Below are 16,867 nucleotides of genomic sequence, written 5' to 3' on the forward strand. Positions count from 1 at the left end.
GTCAGGTGTGCGCGTTAGTTGCGCAGCGGCTTGCCGGTTTTGAGCATGTGGTCAATGCGCTGCTGCGTGCCCTTCTTGCCCAGCAGGGTCAGGAAGGCCTCGCGTTCCAGGTCCAGCAGGTGCCCCTCGCTGACCTTGGCGGTGCGGTTGTTGCCAGTGCCGCCCGACAGCACGCGCGCCAGTTGCTCTGACACCACAAGGTCGTAATCGGTGATGTAGCCGCCCTGGTGCATACCGTGCAGGGCGCTCTTGATGGCGGCAATGGCGGCGTCGCCCATTACGGGGATGTCCTGGCGAGGCGTGGGCTGCACGTAGCCGGGGGCCAGCGCGAGCACCTGCCGCTTGGCATCCTCCAGGATGTGGTTTTTGTTCATGGCGACGGTGTCGCTGCTGCGCAGGAAGCCCAGGTTGCGCGCTTCCAGGGCGCTGGTGCTGACTTTGGCGGTGCCGATCAATTCAAAGGCGCGCTGCACGGCAGGCAATAGGGTCGCCCCCACGCGCTGGTTAGGCTGCTGCATATCCGTAAAGCGCAGCAGCATTTCCTTGGTGCCGCCGCCGCCGGGAATCAGGCCCACGCCCACTTCCACCAGACCCATGTACAGCTCGGCGCTGGCGACCACATGGTCGGCGTGCAGCGTGAACTCGGCGCCGCCGCCCAGCGTCAGGCCGAAGGGGGCTGCAACCGTGGGGTGGGGGCTGAAGCGCAGGCTGGTCGTCACCTGTTGGAACTGCTTGATGGCATCATCCAGCTCGTCCCACTCGTCGGCTTGGGCCTGCGAGAGAATCAGGGGGAGGTTGGCCCCCGCACTGAAGTTCTCGCCCTGGTTGCCAATCACCAGGCCTGCATAACCCATGTCCTGCACCAGCTTGTGGGCGTCCTGCACGGTCCGCAGCTGATCTTCGCCCAGCGCGTTCATCTTGGCGTGCCACTCGGCCAGCAGCACCCCGTCGCCCAGGTCAATAACGCTGGCTCCGGCGCGCTTCTTGACGACCCTGGTGGCGTCTTTCTTCAGGTCCGTCAGGATGAAGTACGGCGCCTCGTACTTTGTGGCCTCGCCAGTGGGCGTCACGGTTTCCTCGCCCTGGTAGAAGGCCTGGCGGCCACTGGCCTTCATGGCGGCCAGCAGGGGGGGCAGAGGCCGCCCTTCGGCTTCCAGATTGGCGATGACCGTCTGCACGCCCAGGGTGTCCATGGTTTCGAACGGCCCCTGCTCCCAGCCGAAGCCCCATTTCAGGGCGTTGTCAATGTCTTGCAGACGATTCGATACGTTGCCCGCCATCTTGGCGGCGTACCAGAAGCCGTCGTTCATCACGCCGCGCACGAATTCGCCTTCGGGGCCTTCAGCGGCATACAGCGCCTTCACGCGGTCGGCCAGGGGCCGCCCCTTCACGGCGTCCACGGCGGGCACTTTCACCTTGCCCTGGTCCTCGTACTCAAAGGTGTCCAGGTTCAAGTTCAGAATCTTGGTTTTGCCCTTCTCGTCCTTGGTCTTTTTATAGAAGCCGCTGCCGGTCTTGTCCCCCAGAAACTTCTTGTCTTCCACCAGCGCGCGGAAGGCAGGCGTCAGGGTGAAATCCTCGTCCTCGGGCGTGGCTTTGCCCAGGTCGTTGGCCACGTGGTAGATGATGTCCAGGCCCGACAGGTCCGCCGTGCGGAAAGTGGCACTGTTGGCGCGGCCCAGTGCGGGGCCCGTCAGTTGGTCCACCTGGGCCGGCGTCAGGCTCGCCTTTTGCATGTGCTGCATGGCGCGCACGATGCCGTACACCCCAATGCGGTTCGCCACGAAGCCGGGCACGTCGTTGGCCACGACTACACCTTTGCCCAGCGTCGTTTCAGCAAACTCGCTGAAGGTCTTCACGACTTCCGGGTCGGTCTTGGGGGTGGGAATGACTTCCAGCAGATGCAGGTAGCGCGGCGGGTTGAAGAAGTGCGCGCCCACGAAGCGGCGCTGGAAATCCTCACTCCGCCCCTCGATCTGGAGGTGCATGGGAATGCCCGACGAGTTACTGGAAATGATGGCCGTCTTCTTGGCGACCTTTTCGACGCGCTCCCACAGGTCGCGCTTGGCGTCCAGCTTCTCGATGACCGCTTCCAGAATCCAGTCGGCGTCTTTCAGTTTCTTCAGGTCGTCTTCGAGGTTGCCAGGCGTAATCAGGGCGGCGCGACCCGCGTCCATGAAGGCGGCGGGGCGGGCTTTCAGGGCGCGCTGGACGCCCTGCTTGGCCAGGAAATTGCGGTCGGGGTTGTCCGGCAGCACGATGTCGAGCAGCAAAACGGGAATCCCGGCGTTGGCGAGTTGCGCGGCAATAGCAGCGCCCATGACGCCCGCGCCGAGCACGGCAGCCTTTTGAATACGGTGGGGCTGAATCTTCATGCGACCTCCTGCGAGATGGTGAAAAATTAGACTCGGTTCAAGTTTAAGGCGGGGCAGGGGCGTTTGTCCACTGAACGGAAGGCGGGAGCAAGGAAGCAGCAGGTGGGAAAGACAGCGGGCAAGGACTAGAGGATGGGCTTCCCCATCGCCTGCACACTGCCTCGCGCCAGGCGGTCGAGGGCCCGGCGTCCAGCTCGGAGATACGCTTCTTTCCCTTCCGCCACGCCATACGCTAGGTCGCCCAGCGCGCGACAGGTGGCGTACCACGTCGCGCGGCGCAGCAGGGCAGCCGGTTGCGGCGCAACCGCCAACGCAGCAGCCAACAGGTCTGGCTCGGCCCAGTGCAGCAGCCCGGCCCAGTCGCGTGCCGGATCACCCAGGGCGGCGTCGGCCCAGTCCAGCACGCCGCAGGGCAGACCAGCCACATTCAGCAGGACGTGTTCGGCGGCAAAGTCGCCGTGGATGGGCACCAGGGACACATCCAGAGGCGGGGGCGAATCCACGACACGCGCCCAAAAGGCTGAGTTAACAAGGTCGCCTCCAGCCGCCAGGTCCGCGTGCGCGGCCTCCCGCCAATCTGCGCCAGTAGGGTCGTGGTCGGTTGGAAGGTCTATGGACGACCGGGGAACGCGGTGCAGGGCGTTCAGGAAGTGGCCCAGGCTTCGGCCCACCTGGTCAGGCGCGGGCAGCGCCACACCCAGACCAGAGCGGCCGTCCAGCGAGCGCGCCACAGCGAAACCTTCTGGGCATGACGGCGTCGGCTGGCCCCAGCCCAGCACCTCGGGCACCGACAACGGCAGTGCTGGGGCCAGCGCCGCCAGCAGGGCTGCTTCTCTCCGCAGCGCCTCTCCCCTACCGGACCACTTGGGGAAGCGTAGGACCCGCGCCTGACCCAGTCGGTAGACCCGGTGGTCGGTGCCTTCGCCCAGCCAGGTGACTGGCTCCTCTGCCAGGTCCGGGGGCAGCAGGGCCGCCACTTCGGCTGGGCTGAGAGTAGGCAGCGCATCCCCGTTCACAGACGCTTCAGATAGTCCGCGATGCGCAGATAGATGCCAAATTGTTCAGGACCAACGGCCGTGACAAAGCGCCCCCCCTGCTGTAGCGCCCTGATCAGTTTGCCGAACTGGGTGCGATCAAAGCGGCTGAACCCCAGGTTAGACGTGGCGTAGTCAAGGACTGTGCGCGAGAACGCTGGAGCTTCGGCCCAGAGGCGTTCAAGCCGCGCTATGAACTGATCCAGGTCTTCCGGCGGGGCTTTCAGAACGAGCGAGAACCACTGCCTGCACCCAGTGACCCGGTCACGGTCGGACTGAGTCAGCAAAAAATCGGGTGGATGCAGCCCGGCGGCGGCCAGCACCTTCAGAAACAGGGCCGCGTGGTCCGGCCCCTGTTCTTCGTCTTCCTCGCTGCCTTGCAGCAGGGCCGCCCTGACCTCCGCCCAGGAAAGGCCCGCTGCCAGTGCGCGCTGCACCACAGCCAGAAAGTGCTGCCCCCGGACCAGACCCAACAGATAGAGCGGCTCACTCAGCTGTGGGGGGCGCGGCGGGAGGGGGTGTTCGGCTTCGTCCAGCGAGAGCATGTACATGAAGTCGGCGGCGTCCAACTCCACATCTACTGCTGCCCAGCGCGGCTCATCCTCGTCGCCCCCCATGTCACTGCGGCCAAAAATACTGACTGACGGCGCCAACAGCACTGTCCTGACGCGCTCAAACTGGTGAGGGTGTGGGCCAGCCCCCGCCGGATTCGGCTTAAACCACAGGGCGCTCTGATGGTCTATGCCTTCGGCGCTGAGGGGCGCCCCTTCCGGGAGATCACAGAGGTGGCGAATCAGGGCCTGCGCTTCGGCTTCCGTCTGCCGAGAGAAGAGCTGCTCTCTGGCCATCATCAGCGCGGCGGCCAGGTAATACCTTCTGGCCTCCAGGCTGGCGGCTGTGAACTCGCCGTACTTGGTCGCAAACGCTTCTTCCCACTCAACAGGATCAGCTGGGTCATCCGCGACGGGTTCCCGCAGAAGCACCAGAGAATGACTGCTGCTGGAATTGGTGGCAAAGCCCAGGCGGACCCGGCCCCGTGCGGGCGGCGTGACTGGGCCCTGAACAAAACCTGGCGCGGCAAAGTGCTGGAGCCAGTCCGCGTCAAACGGCACCACCGGCCCGCTGTGATAACTGCTGGGCGCCAGCGTCATGGCCACGGCGTCCACATAGGCGCTGAAGCGGCCTTCCTCAGTGTGGTACGAGCCAGGGAGCAGCAGCGCGGCCAGGTCGGCCGGACATTCGGCCGCCAGCGCGGTGTCAATGCTGACAGGCGTGTGCCGCACATAGTCAGCTAAGTCGGCCAGCCACCAGTCATAACTCAGAGGCTGGAACGTCTGCCCGCGTCCCACATCCTTGAAGCCCAGCAGGGTCACACGAATGCCCGCCGCGCCTGCTTCCCGAACCAGCGAGCGTAGTTCTTCCGGCTGCACAGTGCCCATGACCACCTGCGCGACCAACTGCCCGCTGCGGCGCTCGGACGTTAGAATCAGGCTGCCCAGCAGGCGCACCTCGGCGGCGCGGGCCACGCTGACTGCCACGCCGCCCACAAGGTCCCGCACCTGCGGCCACAGCTGCGCCAGCCACCGTAGGCGCCGCGTGGTGAAGTTGGGCACGACGCCCGCCGCCCGGAACAGGTGCAGCGCCGCCAGAAAATCCGGGTATTCGCTGACTTCGCCGCCGCCCAGCGCGACCTCAAACACGCCAGCGCGGCCCGCCTCGGCGGCAATCTGGGCCACATCCTCCAGTCGGGCATGTCTGCGCCCTGGACGCGAGTCCTGATAACAGAACGCGCAGCCCACGCTGCACACATCCGTCAGTTTCACGTCCAGCAGCTCTGGCGCACGCAAACGGGCTGGGGTGAGGCCGGTACTCAGCCGGGCACCCGTCGCCGTGCAAAAGGCCGTCAGTTGCCCACCTTCACTGCGAAAACGCCATGCGGGAAGCATAGAAGCAGTGTAGAGGCCTCAGCGACGACAGGGCGCGACGAAGCTGGCGCAGGGTCAGTCCGAACAGACCAACTAAATCCAGAAGATTCAGGCGTCAGATAGAGCGAATGGCCAGCGGAAGGCGAACTTAGAGCCCTGTGCTGCCCAAAAGTCTCTGCTCACTGCCTGCTGCCGTTGCACGTCAGGCGGAACCACATACTTGTCCTGAACCATCAAAGCAACTGCCGGACCATAACCACCAGCCCCAGCCCTGCCAGGGCCAGCAGCGCTGCCACGCTCAGGCGGCGGTCTGTGCGCCAGCCGCTCAGCGCCACCCACAGCGCGGCCAGCACGGGTACGGCCGCCACCCAGACCACACCCACCCACACCGCAGAAGGCACCAGCAAACCCAGCGCCAGCAGCACCACCCCCACCCAGAAGCCCAGCGGGTACAGCCAGGCAGGAAGTCCAGCCAGCTCCGTATCTGGGCGCGGCTCCGCACTCATGCGTGCCCCCAGTATTTCCAGAGCAGTTGCCCAGCAGTGAAGATGAGCAGGAGGCTGAACAACAGTTTGAGCTGCGCGGCGGGAATGCGGCTTTGTAGGGTGGCCCCGGCCCGCGCGCCCAGCAGCACCCCCAGCGCAATCCCAGCCGCCAGGCGTACGTCCAGCAGCCCACCGGCCTGATACACCAGGGCGTTGCCCACCGCCGTGAGGCCCATGATGAAGGTGCTCGTGGCAATCGCTTGCCGGATAGGCACCCCAGCCATCAGGTTCAGAACCGGCACCTGCACCGTGCCGCCACCTATGCCCAGTAGACCGCTCATGACGCCGGCAAAGGTCATGGCGGGCGGCACCAGCCGGCTGGGGGGACGCTCCTGCTCCACCCGTTTCAGACCGCGCAGGAGGTTGTACGCCGAATACAGCAGCAGCGCCGCAAAAACGGTGGCCACCGCACGGCCCGGCAGCACCAGCCCCAGAAACGACCCCAGCGCGCCGCCCACAATCGTGTACGGCGAGAGCAGGTAACCGGTGCGCGCCCGCACCAGCCCTTGCTGCAGGTAGCTGGCGGCGCCACTGAGGCCCACCGCCAGCACGCCAATCTGACTGACCGCCACGGCCTGTGCGATCGTGATGTCACGGCCAAACAGGGGCAGCACGAATTCCAGGGCGGGCACCACCACCACACCGCCGCCCAGACCCAGGATGGCCCCCAGCACTCCGGCCAGCAGCCCAATGCCGATCACCGCCAGCGTCAGGGCGCTCAGCACCCCAGTCCTTTCTTGCCTGCTTTCACGCCCCGGAGGCTAACGCATGAGGGGCGCCAGGCAGAGGTGAGCGTCTGCTTTTGTAGAGGGGTGACAGATGAGCACTGACCCCAGCCATTTTGTCAGCGAGGCTATTGGGACGCACCGAGACACCTGCACGGGAACAGGACGGGTGCAGGAATAACACAGAGAGGGCCTGAGGATGGCTCTCAAGCTGACTGAAGCGACCCGCCACCAGCCGCCGCCTGCGTTGGGGGGAGAACGGCGATGGTCCCACCCGATAACGTCAGTTCTGTCCCAAGTGGTGAACGGCACAGCCAGAGGCCCTTTTACATTTCTCCTTCAACCGCAGCCACGAACCAGGCGTCGCGGCACGACACCACCACTTCGGCGTAGCCGCTGCCGCCCTGCACCGTGGTCACGAGCGGCAGGGCCAGCAGAAAGCGGCAGCGCAGCTCATCGCCCAGGCGCCCGAACTGGGCTTCCAAAACCTCCCAGGCCACCTCGCCAGTCAGGGGCACCCCCTGCAGGTCGTGCTGGGCCTCAACACCCTGGACATCCTCAAAGACCAGCTGGCCGGGCTGCGCATCCCCGTCCTGGTGAATGTCCCAGCGGAACACCTGAACCGTCCAGACCAGATGCGGCGGGTCAGGGTGCAGGGCGTCTACAGAGGCGTCGTGCCACGTCAGGGTATCGGCGGCGAGCTTCATGGGGTGCCGTCCGGCTGTTTGGCAGCCCGCACTGCCTGAAACGTCTGGCGCAGCAGCCGGGCCGCTTCTCGGGCGCGCACGCCGCCGGTCACCTCTGGCACGTGGCCCCAGTGGGCGGTCAGCAGGTCGTGCTGGCCCCCCAGCGCCCCGGCCCTGGGGTTGGGGGCGCCGTAGACAATCTGCCCCACGCGGGCTTCCAGCGCGGCGCCTAGGCACATGGGGCAGGGTTCCAGGGTCACGACCAGGGTGCAGCCCGTCAGGTAGGGGGTACCCAGAGTGCGGGCGGCTTCCCGCAGAGCGGCCAGCTCGGCGTGCCGGGTCATGTCGCCGTGTTCGCGGCTGGTGTTGCGGCCCCGGCCCGCCACGGCGCCGTCTGGGCCAAGCACCACCGCGCCCACAGGCACCTCGTCGGCCGCAGCGGCCTGGTGCGCCAGCGCCAGCGCCTCACCCATCGCGGCGTGCCAGGGGTCGGGTGGGGCGCCCACCTGTTCACGCGCGCCTACCGCCCACACGGGGGGCTGTACCCCTACCCACTGCACCCCCTCCCCCGACACCAGCAGTGGCATCTGGCCCCGGGCCTCACGCGGCACCTTCAGGTCGGTCAGCACGTCGCTGAGCTTACGCGTGCCGCCAGACAGGGTGATGCGGTCGCCGGGCTGCCGGGTGCGCCGCTGCCAGCCGGCCGGCAGTACAAACGCGGGCTCGGGCAAGGGAACGGGGGCCAGCCAGAGCTTCGAGTCCGTCACGGTTACGGCGTGCGCGTCCGGCAGCGTGAGGTGCGCGGTCTCCCCTGCCGTCAGTGCCCCGACCAGCCGGTCCAGATGCCCGGCATGAAACCGCAGGCCCGCGCCCGACAGTTGCGCGTGCACCCAGCGGCGCAGCACAGCAGGCGGCTGTCGCTCCAGCGGTCCGTGTGCCGTGAGGCCGCTGGCCTGAACCCGCAGCGCCGCGTCATCCTGGGCCTGGTACTGCGCGACACGGGCCAGCGCGGCCTCGACGCTGGGAAAGCGGGCAGCCAGGACCGGCATGACCGCCCCGCGCAGCCAGGCGCGGGTATAGGTGGGGTCGGCGTTGGTTTCATCCTCGCGCCAGCCCTGGCCCAGCCCATGCAAAAAGGTTTCCAAGTCGGCGCGGACCACCGCCAGCCAGGGGCGGTGCACCCAGCCGCGCACCGGGGGAATGCCGTGCAACACGCCCTCGCCGCGCAGCAGCGCCAGCAGCACCGTTTCGGCCTGGTCGCGGCGGGTGTGGGCGGTCAGGATGGCCTGGGCGCCGTGCTTCCGGGCGGTGCGGCCCAGAAAGTCGGCGCGCAGGCGCCGGGCGGCGTCTTCCAGATTCCAGCCGCGCTTTTGCGCCACCGCCGCCGCGTCCACCCGCACCGTTTCAAACGGCACACTCAGCGCGGCGGCCAGTTCGCCCACCCACGCCGCATCTGCTGCTGAGGCTGGCCGCAGGGCATGGTCTAAGTGCGCCGCCACAGGCCGCACACCCATCAGCACCAGCGCCCGCAGCAGCGCCACGCTGTCGGCCCCGCCCGACACACCCACCACGACGACCTGACCGCTGTAGGGCCGCAGCGGCGTTAGCAACACCTTCACCCCTGCATTCTACGGAGGCGGGGGCCGGCGCCTAGAATCGGGCGCATGAGTGTTCAAGTCGGCCAGCCGGCCCCCGACTTTACCCGCCGCAGTGATGATGGCCGCGAGGTCCAGCTGTCGGCCCTGCGGGGCGGGTGGGTGGTGCTGTACTTTTACCCGCGTGCCAGTTCGGCCGGCTGCTCCATTGAGGCGCAGCGCTTTGAAGCGGCCCTGCCAGAATTTGAGCGGCTGGGCGCTCAGGTCGTCGGCGTCAGCACCGATACCGAAGCCCGGCAGGCGGCCTTCCGCGACAGCTGCTCGCTGAGCTACCCCCTGATTCCCGACAGCGACCGCAGCCTGTGCCGCACGTATGGGGTGATCGGCGGCCTGGGCGGGCTGCTGAACATGGCCGCCCGCGCCACCTTCCTGATTGATCCGCAGGGGGCCGTCGCCTGGGTTCACCGCAGCGCCAACCCCATGAGCCATGTGACCGGCACCCTGGCGGAACTGGAACGGCAGCAAGCGGCGCGCGCAGGACAGGCAGCGCGTGGTTAAAAGGTCGTGTCTGGACGGCTCACCTCTGGCCTCCACTCAGCGGGTGAAGCGGCCTGTCCTCCGCGCTGCGCTGATGGTTCTCACTGGCCTGGCGCCCGGGACCAGTGCCGCCGCCCAGACCACCCTCACCGGCACCGTGAAAGCCCAGTCAGAGCACACGGATGAGGCCCTGATCGCGGTGCCGTGGCGGGGTGGCGCAGGCCAGGTGGAGGGGCGTGTGGCGAGCAGCCTGGGCGTGAGCAAGGTCATCGTGAGCGCCCCCATGAGCGCCAGCGGGCAATTCAGCCTCAAGTTGCCAGCCGCCCTGGACAGCAGTCTGTTGCCGCCAGCGACCCGCAGCCCTCTGCCCGGCACGCTGTTTGCGCCGTCTCCAGGGGCCACCTGCACCGGGGCCATCCAGGCCAGCGACCCCACAGCCCGCGTGGTGCAACTGGCGCTGAGTGTCAAGGCGGTCAACACGGGGGGTGAGATTTTCTCGGTGATCAGCAGCGGCCAGTACGATGAGGCCCAGGCCGCCAGTCTTGGCCGCACCCAGACCGGACTGATCTATTACGCCGAGCGGCCTGTCCAGATGCGGGGCACCCAGTCCTGTCAGTGGCGGGACCAGGACTACTTGAACAAAATGACCATCGTGGTTGCGGGTCAGCTGACCCAGGGCTGGAACCGCATGACGCTGGATGTGACCGCCATCACCAAGGGCGCCGAGGTAGACACCACGTTCCGCCTGACCAGCGGCGCGCTGCCCACAAATGACTGGACCCTGTTACCGGACGCGCAGACGGAAGAGCGGTGAAGAGGGGGAATCAAACGCGAGGAGCGTGGTGAGGAAAACCTCAGACCACGCTCCCCGCTGTTCAAACCCCGTTCCTTACTTCAGCTCTCTCAGCGTTGCCCGCATGATCTCCAGACCGGTTGCGGCTTCTTCTTTGGTCAGGATCAGAGGCGGGCTGATACGGATGACCGCCTCACCGCAGTCGAGGTTCAGGAGACCCTTTTCAAACATCGCCATGCTGGCGCGGTCGCGCAGGGCGCCGTCCGGGCTGCCGTCAGGCTTCACGAATTCCAGCCCGATAAAGAGGCCCCGGCCACGCACATCGCCCAGGAAGGGGAATTCTGCCTGCATGCCCTTTAGCTCGGCCATGATGTAGTCGCCCACCACTGAGGCGTTAGTCATCAGGCTGTCGCCGCAGCCAGGATGCTTGATGACACCTTCGAGCAGGTCCAGCGTGGCGTGAGACGCTGCCGCCGCCACCGGATTGCCGCCGTAGGTCGAGCCGTGCGAGCCCACCGGCCACGTCATGACGCTGTCCTTGGCCAGCAGCGCGCCCAGCGGCATGCCCGAGGCAATGCCCTTGGCTGAAGTGATGATGTCAGGCTGCACGTCAAAGTGCTGGAAGCTGAACATCTTGCCGGTGCGGCCCATGCCGGCCTGCACCTCATCGAAAATCAGCATGATGCCGTGCTTGTCGCACAGGGCCCGCAGGCCCGGCAGGAAGTCGGCCGGCGGCACGATGTAGCCACCCTCGCCCTGCATGGGCTCAACGATGATGGCCGCGACCTCATCGGCAGGCAGGATGCCCACGAACAGTTCTTCAATGTGTGCCAGCACCGCCTGCCCGCAGGTTTCGGGGGTGCTGCCCAGCGGCGGACGAAACGGGTTGGGGTAGGGCACGTGTGATACGGCGGGCAGCAGCGGGCCAAAGCCGCGCTTGTACTTGGTTTTGCTGCCGGTCAGGGTAATGGCGCCGTAGGTACGCCCGTGGAAGCTGCCCATCGTGGAGATGATGTGCTGGCGGCCGGTGTGGTTGCGGGCCAATTTGACAGCGGCCTCGACGGCCTCAGCGCCCGAGTTAGAGAAGAACACGCGCCACTTTTCACCGGGCTTTTCGACATGCTTGACCAGCCGCTCGGCCAGGCTGGTGGTGATTTCCTGCGGGTAGTCGGTCAGGCAGACGTGCGTAAACTTCGCCACCTGCTCCTGCACGCCTTTTACGACGTGCGGGTGGGCGTGGCCGGTGGTGCTCACCGCAATGCCGGCAAAGAAGTCCAGCATGGTGTTGCCGTCTACATCAGTCAGCCACACGCCTTCGCCGTGGTCCGGCACGAAGGGATAAGGGCGCATGTAGGAGGTCGAAAGGTGCGCGCGGTCGCGCTCCATGATGGCGGCGGTGTTCGGGCCAGGGAGGGCGGTTTTGAGTTCGGGTTGGCGGGGCTTTGGCAGGGTGGTCATTTTTTCTACTCCTTCAAATCAAAGACTTGCTCAGCAATCCGAGGAGGTAAGCCTTCGCGCCATTCATCTATAAGACGACGGGCGTTCACGGTTACACCTGGAATTGCTTGCCTCAAGCGCGGAGAACCTTTCGAGTCACCTTCAGGAAGAGAATCCAGCCAGTTCAATGGAAAGCTGAGTGGCCCGACCGACTCACTAATGTCTCTAGCAGGGTTAAAACCCAGCTCTGACACGCTGTAAAAACCCGTGTCAAAGTACCGCTCAACTGTCTCAAAGACGGCATATCTCACGGAATGGCAACGGGAAATCTGGCCACGTTTCCGGTAATCAGCGCAGACATACGGATGCGAGTACCAGTAAAGGGCCAGGGCAACCGCTTCTGGACACCGCCGCTGATTCGCCATCCACAGGGCGAGGTCAACATGAAAGTTATCCAGGTACAGCCAGGCAAGGCACATCCACTCAGCGTCAGACGCTGCTTCAGCAAAATGAAAGGCCGCCCAACTGTACTTATCCACACTCAGACCCTATTAATCGCCGCTCACCGACTGCGCTTCACCTTCGACCGGCTGCGGCGCCTGCACCATGCCGTCGGGGGCGGTATCGGTTACAGGACTCCCACCCACGCCGTGCGCGACCCACTTGTCTTCGCGGCTGTTCAGGCGGTGCTTGGTGGCGCCGGGCCGGTTACGACTTTCGCTGAATTCCTTAGGCTCAATGGAAATGCGCTCGCCTTCCATCAGGCCGAAGATGCCGCTCTGGCCGGGCTCCTTGCGCTGCCAGTCCTCGGGCACCACCATGTCGGGGCCGGTGTAATCAGTGGGCTCGGAATACGCAGCGATATAACCCTCAAAGTTGCGCAGAATCAGCTTCTCGGGGCTGTGCGACAGCACGTAATTGGGCGCCACCGGAATCTTGCCGCCGCCGCCAGGAGCGTCCACAACGTAAGTAGGCACGCTGTAGCCCGACGTGTGGCCGCGCAGGCTTTCCATAATTTCCAGGCCCTTGCTGACGGTGGTGCGCAGGTGGCCGGCGCCGTGCACGAGGTCACACTGGTAGATGTAGTAGGGCCGCACGCGAATCTTGACCAGTTCGCGCACCAGCTTCTGCATGATGACGGGGTGGTCGTTCACGCCGCGCAGCAGCACGCTCTGGTTGCCCAGCGGCACGCCGGCGCGGGTCAGGCGGTCGCAGGCTTCGGCGACTTCCGGCGTAATTTCGCGGGGGTGGTTGACATGGATGTTCATCCAGACTGGATGGTTCTCGCTAAGGACATCGCACAGTTCCTGCGTGACGCGCATAGGCATGAACACGGGCACGCGCGTACCGATGCGGATGATCTCAATGTGCTCAATCTTGCGCAGTTCGGCCAGCAGGCGGCCCAGCACTTTGGGCGCCAGGGTCAGGGGGTCGCCGCCCGACAGCAACACGTCGCGCACCTGGGGCGTGTTGCGCAGGTAGTTCAGCTGCTGCTCGTATTCGGCGGGGTTAAAGGTCTCGGTGGGGTCGCCCACAATGCGGCTGCGGGTGCAGTAGCGGCAGTAAGAGGCGCACTGGGTCGTAACCAGCATCAGCACGCGGTCGGGGTAGCGGTGCACCAGGCCGGGCACGGGGCTGTGCTTGTCCTCGGCCAGGCTGTCTTCCATCATCGCCGTGAAAGGCTCAAGTTCGTGGTGCGTGGGGATCACCTGACGGCGCACCGGGCAGGTGGGGTCTTCCGGGTCCATCAGGGACGCAAAGTATGGGGTGATGTCCAGGCGGAAAATGCCGTCGGCGCTGGCGCCCGCGTGCTCGCTGGGAGTCAGGCGAATAACCTCTTCCAGTTCGGCCACCGAGTTGATGCGGTTTTTCAGCTGCCACTTCCAGTCGTACCACTGGGCGTCAGGCACGTCGGCCCACTTGGGCGCGCGGTGGTTGCGGGGGAGCATCTGCTGGCTGCGGACTGTGGCCTGGGGGTGAATGGGCATAGGGGCCTCCGGGGCAAAAGAATGAAACAGAAATTGAGTTCTCCTTTATTTTCCGCGTTCTACACGTGCCTTTGGAATGCTTGCCGCCCCCACAATGCACACCTCAAGCAGACAGAAAACTCTCAAACGCCACCCCTAACCTTCCAAATGCTAAGGTAGGCGCCATGAGACAGTCCGGCGGCACCCTTGACCCTCTCGACCACCGCATCCTGCAGGAGTTGCAAACCGATTCGCGCCTGAGCATGCGCGAGTTGGGCCGCCGCGTCGGGCTATCGGCCCCGGCCGTGACCGAGCGGGTGCGGCGCCTGGAAGATGCAGGGGTAATTCTGGGCTACGGCGTCAGGGTTGCCAGTAAGCCCCTGGGCCGCACCATCACGGCGTTTATCGGGGTGCAAGACAGCGGCCGCAACGACCCCACGCTGGTGCGCTGGGCCGGCAAACACGACGGCGTGCTGGAGTGCCACTCGGTCACCGGGGACAACTCCTGCATCCTGAAGGTGGCCGTGCCCGATGTCGGCGCCCTGGAATCCATGCTGACCGAGCTGATCAATATGGGCTTTACCTGTGACACGAGCATTGTGCTGAGCACGCCGCTGGAAGGCAAACTGCTGCTGCCACCGAAGTAACACAGGTGCGCCTCATCCTGGCTGAAGAGCTGCCTTTCGGGGGCGCGGCCCTCCCCACCACAACGCAACTGAGTTTTTTGGAGGCGCCGCTGCCGCAGGTGGTGCAGGGGTTCGGAACGCAGCAGCGGGCGCTGGGGCGCGTCTGCAGGACTTCTCCGCCTCTTCAGGAACAGACAGGCAACAGTCTGATGCGGCTGCGGCCTCTGTCGTTTCTGGGGCGTCAACACCTCTTCGTGCCAACCGACAGCAGGTGGACGGCGTACTTCAATGATTATCCTCTGGGCACCAACATTCAGGCCACTATTCCTGATCTGGCCCGTCGCCTCGCTTGCCGGGCCCTCTGGATTGAGGCCCTTCCCTGGCAGACGAACACCGAGCCGACAGAAGCGTTGGGGTTCACCGTTCTGGAGCCGCACCCCTCTGACTGGCGGCGTTCCGTCGGCCTGCGCAACCAGAATGGCTTCTGGCGCTTCTGGCAGTTGGGAACGCCCCTTCCCTTCGAGGACACTGTGCGCTACCGATTTCGGAGACGCCAACGCCGCTTTGACCTGACCTGTCTGCGCCACTACGCCGGTGCCTTAGGCGTGCGCCCCTTTGACGAATCCTTCTACCTCGCTGGCGCGGTGCATGTCACGTGTGGGGCCAGCGTGAAGTGATTCAGCTCGTGATCTGTCTTCAGCATCCAACGGCTGACAGCGCCTGCATCAGGGCTTCTGGGGAAAGGCGCTCTGGCAAGCCCGCCACCTGACCGTCGCCCAGTTCCACCACGCGCCATGCGCCGTCCTCGCGCTGGGCCACATCGATGGTGAAGAAGCGGCTGTCCACCGCCCCCAGCACCTCAGCCAGCCAACCAGTCGGCAGCGCCTGAGAGGGATACTCGCCCTCCTCCCAGTATTCGGCCTGGACCGCCAGCTGACCGTCGACCACGAAGAGGCGGTATTCCCAGGTCAGCGGCATGCCGCTGCGGGAGTGCGTGATCAGCGCCTGAAAGGGTTCAAAGCGGCGCAGCACCAAGCCGCCCTGCCAGCCACTTCCCTGCCGCTCGGCAAAGGTGCGAATTACTGTGCGGGCGTGGCCGAGATCAGCCGCGTCAGGAATAAAACACGCCTCAGTCCATTCGTGCTTGCGGGACTTGACGTAATCCTTGACCACCACTGGCCCTGGACCAAGGGCGGCCAGCGCCGCGTCCACCTCGGCCCAGTTCAGGGCACCTGGGTTGGCCGCTGGAATCCAGCGCGTGTCGGGCGAGTGGGGCGCGATGTGATGAAACGAGTCGGGCAGCCAGTGGGTGTGCCGGTACTGCGCGGGCGTGTTGAGCAGCGTCCAGCCTCGCCCCTGAAGGGCGTCAAAGAGGGCCGCATAGGTGTCCGGGGCCATCATCCAGCCCCGGAAGATCGCCTGTCCCTCTCCGGCCGGCACCCAGCGCAGGGCACGGGTTAGGTCGCCGCCTTGCAGCGCCTCAAAGTCCAGCAGCGCGGTGTTCAGACCCAGCGCCTGAGCCGCGTCCAGTTCGGCGCGGTAGGCCTCGTCGGGCACGCGGGCGGAAAACGGCTCGGCGGGAAACAGGAGCATGTCCGGCAGGCTACAGCCTGACCCCGCCGCGCTGCGTGTGGGCCGCGTAGCGCTCCAGCATGGCCCAGCCCTCGCCGCCGCGCATCACCTCGCGGGCCTGCTCGACCCCCTCGCGGATGCTGTCGGCGCGGCCAGCGGTGCGCAGCGCCGCGCCGGCATTCAGGGCCACGATGTCGCGCTGGGCGGGCGTGCCGCCCCCGGTCAGCAGCGCGCGGGTAATCTCGGCGTTCTCGGCGGGCGTGCCGCCCACAATGGCCGCGCGCGGGTGGACCGCCACCCCCGCCTCCTCGGGGTGCAGTTCGCGGTCCACGACCTCGCCGCCGCGCAGGCCCGACACCGTGTTGACGCCGCAGACCGTAAATTCGTCTAGGCCCGCACCGTGAACGACCGTGGCGCCGCTGGCACCGAGCAGCCGCAGCACCTCGGCCAGGGTGCGCGTGAGTTCGGGCTTGAACACCCCCACCACCAGATGCGTGGCACCCGCCGGGTTAGACAGCGGCCCCAGGATGTTAAAGACGGTGCGGGCCGCCAATTCCGAGCGGATGGGCGCGGCGTGGCGCAGCGCGGGGTGGTAGTTGCGCGCAAACATAAACCCCACGCCCAGGGTGTTGATGGCGTCCTCGACAACTTCGGGCGCGGCGTCCAGGTTGACGCCCAGGGCTTCAAGGACATCGGCGCTGCCCGCGCGGCTGCTGGCAGCGCGGTTGCCGTGCTTGGCGACGGGCACCCCCGCTCCAGCCACCACGAAGGCGGTGGTGGTCGAGATGTTGAAGGTGTGTGCGCCGTCGCCCCCCGTGCCCACCACGTCCAGCAGGACCTCGCGCGGCTGCACCTGGACGCGCACGGCGTTTTCCCGCATGGCCTGGGCAAACCCCGCGATTTCCTCGGCGGTCTCGCCGCGCACGCGCAGGGCCGCCAGCGCCGCCGCCAGCCGCACGCTGCTCATGTCACCCGCCATCACCTCGCGCATGAAAGCCGCCGCCTCGACCTGCGAGAGCCGCTCGCCGTTCATCAGCCGCGCGTGCATGG

At 66.1% G+C, this 16,867-nt stretch carries 16 protein-coding genes; 4 read left to right on the forward strand and 12 right to left on the reverse strand.

Annotated elements, in window-relative coordinates:
• Positions 1-14: 14 nt before the first annotated feature.
• From GO986_RS06850 to tilS, 7 genes are all read right to left on the reverse strand, one after another.
• Entirely contained in the window at positions 15-2,375 is a 2,361-nt protein-coding gene (locus tag GO986_RS06850; protein ID WP_157458548.1) for a 3-hydroxyacyl-CoA dehydrogenase/enoyl-CoA hydratase family protein, read from the reverse strand.
• A 125-nt stretch (positions 2,376-2,500) separates the two neighbouring features.
• On the reverse strand, positions 2,501-3,391 hold the full coding sequence (locus tag GO986_RS06855) for a phosphotransferase (RefSeq protein ID WP_157458549.1): 891 nt from the start codon (positions 3,389-3,391) through the stop codon (positions 2,501-2,503).
• Positions 3,388-5,355 (reverse strand): radical SAM protein, encoded by a 1,968-nt coding sequence (locus tag GO986_RS06860; protein WP_157458550.1) that lies wholly within the window; start codon positions 5,353-5,355, stop codon positions 3,388-3,390. The genes GO986_RS06855 and GO986_RS06860 overlap by 4 nt, the downstream gene beginning before the upstream one ends.
• Before the next feature lie 212 nt (positions 5,356-5,567).
• Positions 5,568-5,840 carry a hypothetical protein gene (locus GO986_RS06865; protein ID WP_157458551.1) on the reverse strand — a complete coding sequence of 91 codons (273 nt, stop codon included), beginning with the start codon at positions 5,838-5,840 and terminating at the stop codon, positions 5,568-5,570.
• Positions 5,837-6,604 (reverse strand): sulfite exporter TauE/SafE family protein, encoded by a 768-nt coding sequence (locus tag GO986_RS06870; protein WP_224575439.1) that lies wholly within the window; start codon positions 6,602-6,604, stop codon positions 5,837-5,839. Before GO986_RS06870 ends, GO986_RS06865 begins: the two co-directional genes overlap by 4 nt.
• 326 nt (positions 6,605-6,930) lie before the next feature.
• Entirely contained in the window at positions 6,931-7,311 is a 381-nt protein-coding gene (locus GO986_RS06875) for a hypothetical protein (RefSeq protein WP_157458552.1), read from the reverse strand.
• Positions 7,308-8,909: a tRNA lysidine(34) synthetase TilS gene (gene tilS, locus GO986_RS06880; protein WP_369409211.1), complete on the reverse strand. Its 1,602-nt coding sequence runs from the start codon at positions 8,907-8,909 to the stop codon at positions 7,308-7,310. Before tilS ends, GO986_RS06875 begins: the two co-directional genes overlap by 4 nt.
• Positions 8,910-8,954: 45 nt before the next feature.
• Here tilS and GO986_RS06885 point away from each other — a divergent pair, with 45 nt between their 5' ends.
• Together GO986_RS06885 and GO986_RS06890 are read left to right on the forward strand one after the other, a co-directional pair.
• Positions 8,955-9,443: a peroxiredoxin gene (locus tag GO986_RS06885; protein WP_157458553.1), complete on the forward strand. Its 489-nt coding sequence runs from the start codon at positions 8,955-8,957 to the stop codon at positions 9,441-9,443.
• A gap of 43 nt (positions 9,444-9,486) precedes the next feature.
• Entirely contained in the window at positions 9,487-10,236 is a 750-nt protein-coding gene (locus GO986_RS06890) for a hypothetical protein (protein WP_157458554.1), read from the forward strand.
• Positions 10,237-10,311: 75 nt separating this feature from the next.
• Here GO986_RS06890 and GO986_RS06895 read toward each other — a convergent pair whose 3' ends face one another.
• The 3 genes from GO986_RS06895 to GO986_RS06905 are packed head-to-tail and all read right to left on the reverse strand — an operon-like array spanning position 10,312 to position 13,640.
• Positions 10,312-11,673, reverse strand: coding sequence for an acetyl ornithine aminotransferase family protein (locus GO986_RS06895; RefSeq protein WP_157458555.1), 1,362 nt, complete (start codon positions 11,671-11,673; stop codon positions 10,312-10,314).
• 5 nt (positions 11,674-11,678) lie between these two features.
• The gene (locus GO986_RS06900) at positions 11,679-12,191 is read right to left on the reverse strand and encodes a hypothetical protein (RefSeq protein ID WP_157458556.1); all 513 of its coding nucleotides are present in this window, start codon (positions 12,189-12,191) and stop codon (positions 11,679-11,681) included.
• 12 nt (positions 12,192-12,203) lie between these two features.
• On the reverse strand, positions 12,204-13,640 hold the full coding sequence (locus GO986_RS06905) for a KamA family radical SAM protein (protein WP_157458557.1): 1,437 nt from the start codon (positions 13,638-13,640) through the stop codon (positions 12,204-12,206).
• Positions 13,641-13,804: 164 nt separating this feature from the next.
• On the opposite strand from GO986_RS06905, the gene GO986_RS06910 reads away from it, so the two are divergent.
• Together GO986_RS06910 and GO986_RS06915 are read left to right on the forward strand one after the other, a co-directional pair.
• Positions 13,805-14,266: an Lrp/AsnC family transcriptional regulator gene (locus GO986_RS06910; protein WP_157458558.1), complete on the forward strand. Its 462-nt coding sequence runs from the start codon at positions 13,805-13,807 to the stop codon at positions 14,264-14,266.
• A 5-nt stretch (positions 14,267-14,271) separates the two neighbouring features.
• Complete coding sequence (locus tag GO986_RS06915) at positions 14,272-14,922, forward strand: hypothetical protein (protein WP_157458559.1); 651 nt, start codon at positions 14,272-14,274, stop codon at positions 14,920-14,922.
• Between the two features lie 19 nt (positions 14,923-14,941).
• On the opposite strand, the gene GO986_RS06920 is transcribed toward GO986_RS06915, so the two are convergent.
• Together GO986_RS06920 and trpD are read right to left on the reverse strand one after the other, a co-directional pair.
• Complete coding sequence (locus GO986_RS06920) at positions 14,942-15,838, reverse strand: ATP-grasp domain-containing protein (RefSeq protein ID WP_157458560.1); 897 nt, start codon at positions 15,836-15,838, stop codon at positions 14,942-14,944.
• 10 nt (positions 15,839-15,848) lie between these two features.
• The gene (trpD, locus tag GO986_RS06925) at positions 15,849-16,865 is read right to left on the reverse strand and encodes an anthranilate phosphoribosyltransferase (RefSeq protein WP_157458667.1); all 1,017 of its coding nucleotides are present in this window, start codon (positions 16,863-16,865) and stop codon (positions 15,849-15,851) included.
• Positions 16,866-16,867 lie beyond the last annotated feature (2 nt).

It is taken from the genome of Deinococcus arboris, assembly GCF_009755355.1.
In the GTDB taxonomy this organism is placed as follows: Bacteria; Deinococcota; Deinococci; order Deinococcales; family Deinococcaceae; genus Deinococcus; species Deinococcus betulae.

Excerpts from the sequence above, each read along its gene's own strand:
- GO986_RS06850 (WP_157458548.1), bottom strand. The coding sequence starts at position 2,375 with ATGAAGATTCAGCCCCACCGTATTCAAAAGGCTGCCGTGCTCGGCGCG.
- GO986_RS06860 (WP_157458550.1), bottom strand. The coding sequence starts at position 5,355 with ATGCTTCCCGCATGGCGTTTTCGCAGTGAAGGTGGGCAACTGACGGCC.
- GO986_RS06865 (WP_157458551.1), bottom strand. The coding sequence starts at position 5,840 with ATGAGTGCGGAGCCGCGCCCAGATACGGAGCTGGCTGGACTTCCTGCC.
- GO986_RS06875 (WP_157458552.1), bottom strand. The coding sequence starts at position 7,311 with ATGAAGCTCGCCGCCGATACCCTGACGTGGCACGACGCCTCTGTAGAC.
- GO986_RS06885 (WP_157458553.1), top strand. The coding sequence starts at position 8,955 with ATGAGTGTTCAAGTCGGCCAGCCGGCCCCCGACTTTACCCGCCGCAGT.
- GO986_RS06895 (WP_157458555.1), bottom strand. The coding sequence starts at position 11,673 with ATGACCACCCTGCCAAAGCCCCGCCAACCCGAACTCAAAACCGCCCTC.
- GO986_RS06905 (WP_157458557.1), bottom strand. The coding sequence starts at position 13,640 with ATGCCCATTCACCCCCAGGCCACAGTCCGCAGCCAGCAGATGCTCCCC.
- GO986_RS06910 (WP_157458558.1), top strand. The coding sequence starts at position 13,805 with ATGAGACAGTCCGGCGGCACCCTTGACCCTCTCGACCACCGCATCCTG.
- GO986_RS06920 (WP_157458560.1), bottom strand. The coding sequence starts at position 15,838 with ATGCTCCTGTTTCCCGCCGAGCCGTTTTCCGCCCGCGTGCCCGACGAG.
- trpD (WP_157458667.1), bottom strand. The coding sequence starts at position 16,865 with ATGCACGCGCGGCTGATGAACGGCGAGCGGCTCTCGCAGGTCGAGGCG.